This window comes from Pantoea sp. UBA7232, from assembly GCF_002473195.1.
In the GTDB taxonomy this organism is placed as follows: domain Bacteria; phylum Pseudomonadota; class Gammaproteobacteria; order Enterobacterales; family Enterobacteriaceae; genus Pantoea; species Pantoea eucrina.
Genome location: NZ_DKTK01000012.1, coordinates 51,636 through 63,905, shown reverse-complemented (window position 1 = coordinate 63,905; position 12,270 = coordinate 51,636). Strand labels below are relative to the sequence as shown.

11 protein-coding genes are annotated in these 12,270 nt (G+C 61.0%); 2 read left to right on the top strand and 9 right to left on the bottom strand.

Annotation, left to right across the window (positions count from 1 at the left end):
* Positions 1-33: 33 nt before the first annotated feature.
* The 9 genes from panD to thpR form a co-directional block, all read right to left on the bottom strand.
* The gene (gene panD / locus B4056_RS12390; RefSeq protein ID WP_039382649.1) at positions 34-414 is read right to left on the bottom strand and encodes an aspartate 1-decarboxylase; all 381 of its coding nucleotides are present in this window, start codon (positions 412-414) and stop codon (positions 34-36) included.
* Positions 415-450: 36 nt separating this feature from the next.
* Positions 451-1,305 (bottom strand): pantoate--beta-alanine ligase, encoded by an 855-nt coding sequence (gene panC, locus B4056_RS12385; protein WP_094110745.1) that lies wholly within the window; start codon positions 1,303-1,305, stop codon positions 451-453.
* Between the two features lie 15 nt (positions 1,306-1,320).
* Positions 1,321-2,115 (bottom strand): 3-methyl-2-oxobutanoate hydroxymethyltransferase, encoded by a 795-nt coding sequence (gene panB, locus B4056_RS12380; RefSeq protein ID WP_094110746.1) that lies wholly within the window; start codon positions 2,113-2,115, stop codon positions 1,321-1,323.
* 81 nt (positions 2,116-2,196) lie between these two features.
* Complete coding sequence (gene folK, locus B4056_RS12375) at positions 2,197-2,682, bottom strand: 2-amino-4-hydroxy-6-hydroxymethyldihydropteridine diphosphokinase (RefSeq protein WP_039382657.1); 486 nt, start codon at positions 2,680-2,682, stop codon at positions 2,197-2,199.
* A complete protein-coding gene (gene pcnB / locus B4056_RS12370) occupies positions 2,679-4,100 on the bottom strand; it encodes a polynucleotide adenylyltransferase PcnB (protein WP_211279566.1) in 1,422 nt (473 codons plus the stop codon). Before pcnB ends, folK begins: the two co-directional genes overlap by 4 nt.
* A gap of 40 nt (positions 4,101-4,140) precedes the next feature.
* Positions 4,141-5,064, bottom strand: coding sequence for a tRNA glutamyl-Q(34) synthetase GluQRS (gluQRS, locus tag B4056_RS12365; RefSeq protein WP_039382659.1), 924 nt, complete (start codon positions 5,062-5,064; stop codon positions 4,141-4,143).
* A gap of 85 nt (positions 5,065-5,149) precedes the next feature.
* Complete coding sequence (gene dksA / locus B4056_RS12360; RefSeq protein ID WP_039382663.1) at positions 5,150-5,605, bottom strand: RNA polymerase-binding protein DksA; 456 nt, start codon at positions 5,603-5,605, stop codon at positions 5,150-5,152.
* Positions 5,606-5,845: 240 nt separating this feature from the next.
* Positions 5,846-6,565, bottom strand: a complete 720-nt coding sequence (gene sfsA, locus B4056_RS12355; protein ID WP_039382667.1) for a DNA/RNA nuclease SfsA — start codon at positions 6,563-6,565, stop codon at positions 5,846-5,848.
* A gap of 9 nt (positions 6,566-6,574) precedes the next feature.
* Entirely contained in the window at positions 6,575-7,105 is a 531-nt protein-coding gene (gene thpR / locus B4056_RS12350) for an RNA 2',3'-cyclic phosphodiesterase (protein ID WP_288654884.1), read from the bottom strand.
* A gap of 36 nt (positions 7,106-7,141) precedes the next feature.
* On the opposite strand from thpR, the gene hrpB reads away from it, so the two are divergent.
* A complete protein-coding gene (gene hrpB / locus B4056_RS12345; protein WP_113655003.1) occupies positions 7,142-9,619 on the top strand; it encodes an ATP-dependent helicase HrpB in 2,478 nt (825 codons plus the stop codon).
* Positions 9,620-9,716: 97 nt separating this feature from the next.
* Complete coding sequence (mrcB, locus tag B4056_RS12340; RefSeq protein WP_288654883.1) at positions 9,717-12,266, top strand: bifunctional glycosyl transferase/transpeptidase; 2,550 nt, start codon at positions 9,717-9,719, stop codon at positions 12,264-12,266.
* Positions 12,267-12,270: the final 4 nt, after the last annotated feature.

Sequence of the window (12,270 nt, the reverse complement as noted above, 5' to 3'; positions counted from 1 at the left end):
GTTTCTGGCAGCTCAGCGTAATATGGCTGAACGCTACGCAACCTGAACCGGCAGCGCCCGGGCAAGACGTTTCATCTCATTATCGCCCTCAAAATAGGCCACCTTTGGCTGCCAGCTGCGCGCCACTTCATCCTCTACCTGCACGTAAGAGCAGATAATCATGATGTCTCCGGCACAGGCGCAGCGCGCGGCAGCACCGTTTACGGAGATAATTTTTGATCCCCGCTCGGCGGCGATGGCGTAGGTGGAGAAACGCTGGCCGTTGGTCACGTTGTAAATATCGATCGCTTCATATTGCAGAATGCCGGCAGCATCCAGGAAATCCTGATCGATCGCGCAGGAGCCTTCATAGTGCAGATCGGCCTGCGTGACTTTGACGCGGTGCAGTTTGCCCTGCAGAACAGTACGAATCATCGCGGTATACCCTTAAGCTGCTGTTTAAACGACGGCTTACGCCATCAGATCCACTTGCTGGTTATCAATCAGACGCGCGTTGCCCAGCCAGGCGGCCATCAGGATCACCGCGCGCTGGCTCTCCACCGTCAGCGGCTGCAGCGTAACGGCATCGCAGATTGCCAGCCCGTCAGGACGAAACCCCTTTTCCTGCAGCGCGGCATTCGCCTGTTCAATAATCTCATCAATGTGGCGTTCGCCGTTGCTGAGGCGCTCCGCCATACTCTGCATAACCTGGCTCAGACCCGGTGCCAGCCTGCGTTCATCGGCAGTAAGATAGCCATTGCGCGAACTCAGCGCCAGCCCATCTTTCGCCCGCACGGTGGGCACGCCAACGATGTCGATATCAAAGCCCATATCCGCAACCAGTTTGCGTATGATCGCCAGCTGCTGAAAGTCCTTTTCGCCAAAACAGGCGACGTCAGGCTGCACCAGGTTGAACAGTTTGCTGACAACCGTGGCGACACCGCGGAAGTGGCCCGGCCGGCTGGCACCCTCCAGCAGCGCAGAGAGCACCGGCACCTCAACAAACGTCTGGTTCTCTGTACCCTGCGGATAGATCGTCTGCGGTGCCGGTGCAAATACCAAATCCACACCGTGACGGTTAAGCTTTTCGCAATCGTCCTGCAGCGTGCGCGGATAGCGTGCAAGGTCATCCGCGCGGTCAAACTGCATCGGATTAACAAACACCGAGACCACGACCACATCAGCCCGCTGGCGCGCTTCATCAACCAGCGTCAGGTGGCCATCATGCAGATTGCCCATCGTGGGCACCAGGGCGATACGTTGGCCCGCCTGGCGCCAGCGACGGATCTCGCGGCGTAGCATCGGCAGCGTTTCAATGATCAACACGATAAATCTCCGGATTCAGAAGAAGCTGTGTTCGGCGGCAGGATAGGTGCCAGCCTCAACGTCGGCAATATACTGGCGAATTGCCGCGCGAATGTCGCCGGTTTCGGCGAGGAAATTTTTGGCAAATTTTGGAATGTGGCCACCGGTGATGCCAAAGGCGTCATGCATCACCAGAATCTGGCCATCGGTGACGTTACCTGCGCCGATGCCGATCACCGGAATGGTCAGCGCCTGGGTGATGCGCGCCGCCAGCCCGACCGGCACGCACTCCAGTACCATCAGCTGTGCGCCAGCGGCTTCCAGCGCCAGGGCATCGGCCAGCAGGCGTTCAGCGTCCGCCTCATCACGGCCCTGCACTTTGTAGCCGCCAAAAATATTTACCGACTGCGGCGTCAGGCCCAGATGGCCACAGACCGGTACGGCGCGCTCGGTCAGCATGCGTACACTCTCCGCCAGCCACGCACCCCCTTCCAGTTTGACCATGTTGGCACCGGCGCGCATCAGCTGCGCGGCAGAGGCGAAAGTCTGCTCCGGAGTGGCATAGCTCATAAAGGGCAGGTCAGCCATGATCAGTGCCTGCGGCGCGCCACGGCGCACGGCGGCGGTATGATAGGCGATATCAGCCACCGTGACCGGCAGCGTGGAGTCATGCCCCTGCACCGTCATCCCCAGCGAATCGCCAATCAGCATCACCTGAATGCCTTCGTCGGCAAACAGGCGGGCAAAGCTGAAATCATAAGCGGTAAGAGTGGCAAAGCGGCGCCCGCTGGCTTTCAGCTGGCGCAGATGAGAGATAGTGGTTGGTTTCATCGCAATCTCCGGCGTTTCTGATGCGCGCAGTGTACTGGATTGCTTGCAGGGGGGATATGACCGGCAGGAAATTATCGCGTGTCAGACGGACCAGAGGGTGATTTCGCTGCAGTCCAGCGTGGCGAGCACGCCGCTCAGCGGACGGCCATCGGGCAGGCGCAGACCCGGCGCAATCTCCAGCAGCGGCAGCAGCATAAATGCCCGGTTGTGCATATCATAGTGCGGTACGGTTAAACGCGGCGTATGGATCACCTGATTGCCAAACAGCATGATATCGATATCGAGCGTACGCGGCCCCCAGCGCTCAGCTTTGCGCACGCGGCCATGTTCCAGCTCAATATGCTGGGTGTGATCCAGCAGCGTCTCGGGCAGCAGCGCTGTATCAAGCGCCACTACCGCGTTCAGGTAGTCGGGCTGATCCGCCGGACCATAGGGCGGCGTACGATAGAACGATGAGGTCGCCACGCGGGAGGTCTCCGGCAGCGTATCGAGCGCCGCAAGCGCTGCATCAATCTGATGCAGCGGATCGGCAAGATTACTGCCCAGGGCGAGATAGACGCGATTCATGATGCGTTGCTGCTGCTGCCCTGTTCGCGACGCGGACCGGTGGAGCGGCGGCGCGGACGGCGCGGTTTACGGCGCGGCTGCGGATCGTCCCCCAGCGTGTTCAGCATGGTTTTCTGCTGGACCGGAACGGCGGCCTGGAATTCACCCCACCACTGGCTGAGACGCTGCAGTTCCGGATTCTTTTCTACTTCAGCACGCAGCGCCAGCAGGTCGTAAGCGGCGCGGAATTTCGGATGCTCCATCAGCTTCCATGCGCGTTTGCCGTGGCGACGCGACATACGCAGCTGCAGCTGCCAGATATCGCGGACCAGGGTGGTAATGCGTTTCGGGATCGCCAGCGCGCGGCACGCCTCGTCCAGCGTATCATTCATGGAGAGTGCAAACGCGTCATAGTAGGTCAGGCCGCTCTCCTGAGCGATACGCTCAGCGGATTCCAGCTGCGGATACCAGAACATTGCGGCAAACAGAAACGCCGGATTGACACGCAAATCGTTGTGCAGCCGGGTATCGGTGTTTTTCAGCACCTGCGCCAGCATGCGTTCCATCATGCTGTCGCCTTGCTCGGTAAAGTGGCGCGCCAGGGTCGGGAACAGCGGCTGGAAGAGCTGATATTCACACAGCATCTGCCAGGTGCGGTAGCCATAGCCAGCCTGCAGCAGCTTCAGCGCCTCTTCAAACAGGCGGGCGGGCGGAACGTCATTCAGCAGCGTCGCCAGGCGCGGGATCGGCTCGGCGGTTTCCGGCGCAATCTGCATATTGAGTTTGGCGGCAAAGCGCACCACGCGCAGCATGCGTACCGGATCTTCACGGTAGCGCGTCTCCGGATCGCCAATCAGGCGTACCACGCCCTCCTGCAGATCCTGCAGGCCACCCACATAATCACGGACCGTGAAATCTGCCACGCTGTAGTAGAGGCTGTTGATGGTGAGATCGCGGCGCTGCGCATCATCTTCGATGCTGCCAAAAATATTGTCGCGCAGCAGCATGCCGTTCTGGCCGCGCTGCGAGCTGTTGCGATCGTCTTCGCTCTCTTCCTGATGATGGCCGCGGAAGGTCGCCACCTCGATCACTTCCGGCCCAAACATCACGTGCGCCAGACGGAAACGGCGGCCAACCAGACGGCAGTTGCGGAACAGTTTGCGCATCTGCTCAGGCGTGGCATTGGTCGTCACGTCGAAATCTTTCGGCTTTTTGCCCAGTAGCAGGTCGCGTACGCCCCCGCCGACCAGGTAAGCTTCAAAGCCTGCTTTATTCAGGCGATAGAGCACCTTAAGGGCGTTTTCGCTGATATCTTTGCGTGAGATGTTATGGTTTTCCCGGGGAATGATGGTCATCTGGTTTTCAGCTTCCACCTCTTCAGGCACCTCCTCGTCACGCTTGAGGACTCTCCGGCAAAAATTAGCGACTCGGGTAAAAATGGGACACCTCGACAGTGACAAAAAATGGGTGGTAATAAAATCAGCGGCTAATCATAGCCTGTTGCGAACCATTTAGGAATGGCGTTGTCATTTCATCCGGCTTTAGCGCGTCATGTAACGGGATCTGCGCCGGCGCCCAGCGCGTAATGGCCTGGCTCAGCAGCAACGCCAGCGGGCTATCCTGCCAGCCTTCTTCTGCCGGCTGTCCGAGAAAGCGTAGCGCCTGCACCAGCAGCGGACGCGGATCGCCAGCGGGCAGGGCAGGGGCGTGATTCTGCTTAGAGAGTTTATTGCCGTCAGCGGCGATCGCCAGCGGCAGATGCAGGTATGCCGGCGGCGTCCAGCCAAACTGCTGATAGAGCGCAATCTGACGCACCGTCGGGGCGATTAGATCCGCGCCGCGCACAATTTCGGTAACGCCCTGGTCATGATCGTCGACCACCACCGCCAGGTTATAGGCGAACAGCCCGTCCCGGCGATGGATAATAAAATCCTCTTCCGCCAGCTGAGGATCCGCCAGCAGCTCCCCGCGCAGCCGATCGGTAAAATGCCGGACCGGCGCGTGCTGGCGCAGGCGCAGCGCCGCGTTATCCGGCGGGAGCCGGCGATCGCGACAGTAACCATCGTAATACCCACCCAGCTGCTGAATACGCCGGCGGCTGCAGGTGCAGAAATAGCTCTGACGATGCGTGCGCAGCCAGGCCAGCGCCGCCCGATACGCATCATGCCGCTGTGACTGCCACATCACTTCACCATCCCACTCCAGCCCGTAATGCTCCAGCTGCTGCAGAATGCGCGTGGCAGCACCCGGTACTTCACGTGGCGGATCGATATCTTCAATACGCACCAGCCAGCGGCCCTGCTGCGCACGCGCGCTGAGATAACTGCCGAGTGCAGCAATCAGGGAACCAAAATGAAGATCGCCGGAGGGCGAAGGGGCGAAGCGACCAATACAGGAGGACATAGCAGAGGGTGTCACTGGAAGATACACCGCACGGCGGGGAAAGATTGATTTTCCCTGCTGTGCGGTGAGAACAGGCGGATGGACATCAGCCAGCCATCTGCTTCTCGCGGATCTCAGCCAGCGTTTTGCAGTCAATGCAAAGATCGGCAGTCGGACGCGCTTCCAGACGGCGGATACCGATTTCAACACCGCAGGATTCACAGTAGCCGAAGTCGTCATCTTCCACTTTTTTCAGCGTCTTCTCGATCTTCTTAATCAGCTTACGCTCGCGATCGCGGTTACGCAGTTCCAGGCTGAACTCCTCTTCCTGCGCTGCACGGTCAACCGGATCGGGGAAGTTAGCAGCTTCGTCCTGCATGTGTGACACAGTACGGTCTACTTCATCCCTGAGTTGGTTGCGCCAGGCTTCCAGAATCTTACGGAAGTGGCCTAACTGGGCGTCGTTCATATACTCTTCGCCCGGTTTCTCCTGATACGGCTCCACACCTGCGATGGCGAGGATACTCAGGGACGATGTTTTACGGTTTTGCCCTTCTTGCATGTTGTTTCTCCTGGATAACACGCACTACCCGTTGCGATTCAGACTGCCCGGCAGGATTGCTGCACGGCTGGCCTGTCTGCTCTGGGTTTATCGATTCCCATCAGGGAAAAAAACAGGCCGCTATAAATAGCAGAAGCAATCAAGGTTGGCAATTATTCCTGAACACACCTTGACAAGCCTGTGAGTAAAAGCGTATTTAGCGCGCCTCCGGCTCCATCCTGACACAGTTTATCGCCACTATTATGACAGCTCAGCGCAGGCTGCCACCGGCAGCGGTCGGGAGAGCTGCATCTGCTCAGGAGAAAGCGTGGCCTGATACGCAAACACTTCTACGCCACGGCGCTGTGCCTGTACCAGTAGTTCTGCGTAGTGCGCGTCGATATGGCGCGCCGGGGAAACGTCCTCAATCCCCGTGTGCAGAACAGCAAACAACAAAACGGCCCGATGACCTTCTGCCGCGATTGCACTGAGTTCGCGCAGATGCTTCTGTCCGCGGACCGTCACCGCATCCGGAAAGTAGCCTTTACCATTCTGTAAAAGGGTGACGGATTTGACTTCAATATAGCAGTTTGATCTGCCCTCTGCCTGCAGAAGGAAATCAATTCGGCTTTTTTCCGTGCCATATTTCACTTCGCTGCGGCAGTGGGTGTAACCGGATAATTCCGGAATATGCTGCTGCTGCAGCGCCTCCTGCACCAGCTGGTTAGCGCGCAGCGTATTAACGCAGATCCAGTGGCCCGACTGCGTCTCTGTCAGCTCCCAGCTGTGCGGATATTTGCGCGTCGTGCTGGCTGACGTGGAGTACCACACCGTGTCGCCGGGCGTGGCGCAGCCGGTCATGGCGCCGGTGTTGGCGCAGTGGATGGTCAGCAGGTCGCCCTCAGGCGTCACGATGTCAGCCAGAAAGCGCTTGTAGCGCGCCACCAGACGAGCCGGCTTAAGCGGCAGAGTAAACTGCATGGTGGATCCTCAGGCTGAAGTGAGCGGCCAGCGCGCCACGGTTTTGTAGCGCGTACGGCCGCGGGAAAAGAGCGATGAACAGAGCGCAAACCGGGTCGCTTCCATCTGCCAGTGAAACCCGCGCGGCGGCAGCACAATGCGCTGTGTGGCGTGGCGCAGCAGGGTAACGTGCGGATAAAAAGGCTGTGCGCTCTGCGCGCAGCCGTGTCGTGCCGCCTGAGCGCGCAGCAGCGACGCCAGCTGCAGCAGTCCGCGCGGCGCGCGGCGGCAGCCGAGCCATACTACGCCGGGGCGTGGCCAGTGTCCGGCATCATCCAGGTCAAGCGTAAAAGCGGGCTGGGTAATACGCGCGGCGAGCTGTTGCAGGCTCTCCTGCGTCTCGCGGCTCACCTCACCCAGAAACGCCAGCGTCAGATGCAGGTTGGCCGCTGCAACCGGCGTACCGGCCTCAGCGGCAAAATTATCCGCCCGCCACTGCACCAGCTGCTGCTGAAGCGGAGCAGGCAGTTCAAGAGCAAAAAACAGGCGTTGCGTGGTCATAAGCGTGCTCCGGTAATCTGCGCCGGGTGGTGTACAATGCGCGCCATATTAGCACAGGCAGAGCAGGAGAAGAGCGTGAGTGAATTACCGGTCAGCGAGGTATTGCCTGCGCTGCTGACGGCGCTGGAGCGTTCGCCCCAGGTGCTGCTGGCGGCCCCTACCGGCGCAGGAAAATCGACCTGGCTGCCGCTGCAGCTGCTGCAGCAGGCGTCGCTGCCGGGGCGTATTATTATGCTGGAACCGCGTCGTCTGGCGGCGCGCAATGTGGCCCAGCGGCTGGCGGAGCAGCTTGGCGAGCAGCCGGGCGACACCGTGGGTTACCGGCTGCGCGGTGAGAGCTGCGTCGGTGCGCATACCCGACTCGAAGTGGTCACCGAGGGGATCCTGACGCGCATGCTGCAGCGCGATCCCATGCTGGAGGACGTAGCGCTGGTGATCCTTGATGAGTTTCATGAGCGCAGCCTGCAGGCCGATCTGGCGCTGGCGCTGCTACTGGATGTGCAGCAGGGGCTGCGCGATGACCTGAAGCTGCTGCTGATGTCCGCCACGCTGGATAATCAGCGTCTGCAGGCGCTGCTGCCCGCTGCGCCTGCCATTGTATCGGCCGGACGCAGTTATCCGGTGGCGCGCCGCTATGCCAGCCTCAATCCGCAGACGCGTTTTGAGGAGGCGGTGGCGCGCGAGGTCGCCCAGCTGCTGCGCGAGGAGCACGGCTCGCTGCTGCTGTTTCTGCCGGGCGTGGCGGAGATTGAGCGTGTCAGGCGGGAGCTGAGCGCACGGGTGGGGGACGATATCGATCTGGCTCCGCTCTACGGTGCGCTGCCGCTGGAGGCGCAGCGGCGCGCCATTCTGCCGGCCGCCGCCGGCCGCCGGAAGGTCGTGCTCGCTACGAACATTGCGGAGACCAGCCTGACCATCGAGGGGATCCGTCTGGTGGTCGATAGCGCGCTGGAGCGGGTCGCGCAGTTTGATGCCCGCAGCGGCGTCACCCGGCTGCAAACGCAGCGTATCAGTCAGGCATCCATGACGCAGCGCGCCGGGCGCGCCGGCCGGCTTGAGCCGGGTATCTGCCTGCATCTGCTGGCACAGGAGCAGGCGCTGCGCGCGCCGGCGCAGAGTGATGCAGAGATCTTAAGCAGCGATCTCGCCGGTCTGCGGCTGGAGCTGCTGCAGTGGGGCTGTAGCACGGCAGCGCAGCTGCAGTGGCTTGACCTGCCGCCGGCCCGCAACCTGCAGGCGGCGGACGCGCTGCTGCACCAGCTGGGCGCGCTGGACAGCGCCGGACGGCTTAACGCCACCGGCCGGAAAATGGCGCGGCTCGGCAGCGATCCGCGTCTTGCGGCCATACTCTGCGCGGCGGGGGAGGAGAGCGATGCCATTGCCAGCGCGGCGCTGCTGGTGGCCACTCTCGAAGATCCGCCGCGCGGCGGCAGCGTCGATTTGCGTGACGCGCTGAACCATCCCCAGCCGCAGTGGCAGCGGCGGGCGCGGCAGTGGCAGCAGCGTCTGAACGCCAGCGGTGGACGGGTGGATGCCGATCGCATTCCGCTGCTGCTGGCGGCGGGTTTTGCCGACCGCATTGCGCAGCGGCGCGGCGAGAGCGCACGCTACCAGCTGGCAAACGGTCTCGGCGCCATGCTGGATGAGGATCACGGCCTTAGTCGCTATCCCGCCCTGATTGCGCCCGCGCTGCTGCAGGGGGCGGGCGCGGCGGACGCACGCATGCTGCTGGCGCTGCCGGTGGACCTGACGGCGCTGCGGGCCGCGCTGCCGCAGCTCATTACCCGCCGGGTTGACGTGGAATGGGATGAGGAGAGAGGCACGCTGCGCGCCTGGAAGCGCGAACTGCTGGGCGCGCTGGTGCTCAGCGCGCAGCCGCAGGCGCGACCAGAGCCGGACATTCTGCATCCCGCCATGCTGCGCTGGATACGCGAAAAGGACCTGTCTGTACTGGGCTGGACGCCGGAAGCGGAGCAGCTGCGCCTGCGCCTGCAGTGCGCGACGCAGTGGTTGCCGGAAGAGGGGTGGCCGCCGCTGGACGATACGGCATTGCTTGATACACTGGAAAGCTGGTTACTGCCTGAGATGACGGGCGTGCGCGATCTGAAAGGGCTGCAGGGCATTAACCTCAGCCGGGCATTATTACATTTGCTGACATGGTCGCAACGTCAGCGGCTGGATAGTGCGCTGCCAACTCACTACACTGTGCCGACCGGAAGCCGCCTGCCCATCCGCTATCACGCAGAGAATCCGCCCGCGCTGGCCGTTCGCCTGCAGGAGATGTTTGGCGAGGCGCAGAATCCGGCTATCGCTGAGGGCCGCGTGCCGCTGGTGCTGGAGCTGCTGTCACCGGCGCATCGTCCGCTGCAGATCACCCGCGATCTGGCGGCGTTCTGGCGCGGCGCGTACCCCGAGGTGCAGAAAGAGATGAAAGGGCGCTACCCCAAACATCCATGGCCGGACGATCCGGCCAGCGCCCTGCCAACAAGGCGCACCAAAAAGTTTTCCCCGTAACCCTGTGGATCGAATTCAGAGGGTTCTGCCATGCGCAGCGGGAGAAAGCAGTTAGAGTAACGGCCGCAGCTACCGCTATGCCTGGAGAGAAGAGAGTATGTCTGGGAACGATCGCGAACCTATTGGGCGCAAAGGAAAAGCGCCAAAGCCGCCGCGCACTACCGCGCGGCGCGGGCACCGCAAAGAGCCTGATGGCCACATCGGGCAAACTGATATTGATGAAGATTATGAGGAGAGCGCTCCGGTGCCACCGAAAAGTAAAGGAAGGGGTAAAGGCCCGCAGCGCGGCAAGCGCCGCTGGTTAGGCTGGCTCATTAAGCTCTTCCTCGTTGTTGTTGTTGTGATGGCGGCCTGGGGCGTCTATCTCGACTCTGAGATCCGCAGCCGTATTGATGGTAAAGTCTGGCAGCTGCCTGCCGCCGTCTACGGGCGCATGGTCAGCCTTGAGCCTGGCATGGCCTATGATAAGAAAGAGATGATTGCGCTGCTGGAAGGTACGCAGTATCGCGAAGTGTCGCGCATTACGCGTCCGGGCGAGTTCAGCGTCAAGGGCAATACCATCGATCTGCTGCGCCGGCCGTTTGATTTTCCTGACAGCAAAGAGGGACAGATCAACGCGCGTCTGACCTTCAGCAACGATGAGCTCTCCGGTATTAAAAATCTCGATACCGGGCGCGACTTCGGTTTCTTCCGTCTCGATCCGCGCCTGATCACCATGCTGCAGTCGCCTAACGGCGAACAGCGTCTGTTTGTGCCGCGTGCCGGCTTCCCGGATCTGCTGGTCGATACGCTGATCGCGACCGAAGATCGTCACTTCTATGAGCATGACGGGATCAGCCCTTACTCGATCGGCCGTGCATTTCTGGCCAACATCACCGCCGGAAAAGCGGTACAGGGCGGCAGTACGCTGACGCAGCAGCTGGTTAAAAACCTGTTCCTGACCAATGAGCGCTCACTATGGCGTAAAGCGCGTGAAGCCTACATGGCGGTGATCATGGATGCGCGTTACAGCAAAGATCGCATCCTTGAGCTCTACCTCAATGAGGTCTATCTCGGTCAGGCCGGTAACGATCAGATCCGCGGCTTCCCGCTGGCCAGCCTCTACTATTTCGGGCGTCCGGTTGATGAGCTCAGCCTCGATCAGCAGGCGATGCTGGTCGGAATGGTAAAAGGCGCCTCGCTCTACAACCCGTGGCGGAATCCAAAGCTGGCGCTGGAGCGACGTAATCTGGTGCTGCGTCTGCTGCAGCAGCAGCAGGTGATTGACCAGGAGCTGTATGACATGCTCTCGGCGCGTCCGCTGGGCGTACAGCCTAAAGGCGGCGTGATCACCCCGCAGCCCGCCTTTATGCAGATGGTGCGTAATGAGCTGCAGGCGAAGCTGGGCGACAAGGTAAAAGATCTCTCGGGCGTGAAAATTTTCACCACGCTCGATCCGGTTTCACAGGACGCGGCTGAAAAGGCGGTAGAAGAGGGGATCCCCACGCTGAAGAAACAGCGCGGGCTGAAAGATCTGGAAACCGCCATGGTGGTGGTAGACCGCTTCAGCGGTGAAGTGCGTGCTATGGTTGGCGGTTCCGATCCGCAGTTTGCCGGCTATAACCGCGCGCTGCAGGCGCGCCGCTCTATCGGCTCGCTGGCGAAACCGGCTACCTATCTGACCGCGCTGAGTCAGCCCAACAGCTACCGGCTGAACAGCTGGATCGCGGATGAACCGATTGCGCTGAAGCAGCCCAACGGCAGCGTCTGGAAGCCAATGAACGACGATCGTCGTTTCAGCGGCAAGGTGATGCTGGTGGATGCGCTGACTAACTCCATGAACGTGCCAACGGTTAATCTGGGCATGACGCTGGGGCTGGATGCGGTAGTGGATACCTGGAATAAACTGGGCGTGTCGAAAGATCAGCTACATCCGGTGCCGGCGATGCTGCTGGGCGCGCTGAACCTGACGCCGGTGGAAGTGGCGCAGGCGTTCCAGTCGATCGCCAGCGGCGGCAACCGTGCTGACCTGTCGGCGGTGCGTTCGGTCATCGCTGAAGATGGCTCGGTTCTGTTCCAGAGCTTTCCGCAGGCGCAGCGCGTGGAGCCTGCTCAGGCGGCCTATCTGACGCTCTATACCATGCAGCAGGTGGCGGAACGCGGTACCGCCCATGCTCTGGGCGCACGCTATCCGAAAGCGCACCTGGCGGGCAAAACCGGGACCACCAACGATCTGATCGACAGCTGGTTTGCCGGTGTTGACGGTAAAGAAGTGGCGATTACCTGGGTCGGACGTGATAACAACCAGACGTCGAAACTCTATGGCTCCAGCGGTGCGATGCAGATTTACCGTCGCTATCTCGATAATCAGGCGCCGATGCCGCTGGTCCTGACGCCGCCGGAGGATATCACGCAGATGAACGTTGATTCTGCGGGTAATTTCGTCTGCGGATCTGGCAGCAGTACCTGGCGTTCACTGCCGGTCTGGACGCTGGATCCGGCCGCATTCTGCCAGCAGCAGATGGAGCAGCAGCAGGTGTTCCAGCAGCAACAGCAGCAGCAGCCTGAGCAGCAACAGCAACAGCAACAGCAGCAACAGTCGCAGAATGAGCAAAAGGATTCTGACGGCGTGGCGGGCTGGATCAAAGATATGTTCGGCAGTAAATAAGTCA

Bases quoted from the DNA above. Each gene is read 5' to 3' on its own strand.
- dksA (WP_039382663.1), bottom strand. From the start codon at position 5,605: ATGCAAGAAGGGCAAAACCGTAAAACATCGTCCCTGAGTATCCTCGCC.
- gluQRS (WP_039382659.1), bottom strand. From the start codon at position 5,064: ATGTCCTCCTGTATTGGTCGCTTCGCCCCTTCGCCCTCCGGCGATCTT.
- thpR (WP_288654884.1), bottom strand. From the start codon at position 7,105: ATGACCACGCAACGCCTGTTTTTTGCTCTTGAACTGCCTGCTCCGCTT.
- hrpB (WP_113655003.1), top strand. From the start codon at position 7,142: ATGCGCGCCATATTAGCACAGGCAGAGCAGGAGAAGAGCGTGAGTGAA.
- sfsA (WP_039382667.1), bottom strand. From the start codon at position 6,565: ATGCAGTTTACTCTGCCGCTTAAGCCGGCTCGTCTGGTGGCGCGCTAC.
- panD (WP_039382649.1), bottom strand. From the start codon at position 414: ATGATTCGTACTGTTCTGCAGGGCAAACTGCACCGCGTCAAAGTCACG.
- mrcB (WP_288654883.1), top strand. From the start codon at position 9,717: ATGTCTGGGAACGATCGCGAACCTATTGGGCGCAAAGGAAAAGCGCCA.
- folK (WP_039382657.1), bottom strand. From the start codon at position 2,682: ATGAATCGCGTCTATCTCGCCCTGGGCAGTAATCTTGCCGATCCGCTG.
- panB (WP_094110746.1), bottom strand. From the start codon at position 2,115: ATGAAACCAACCACTATCTCTCATCTGCGCCAGCTGAAAGCCAGCGGG.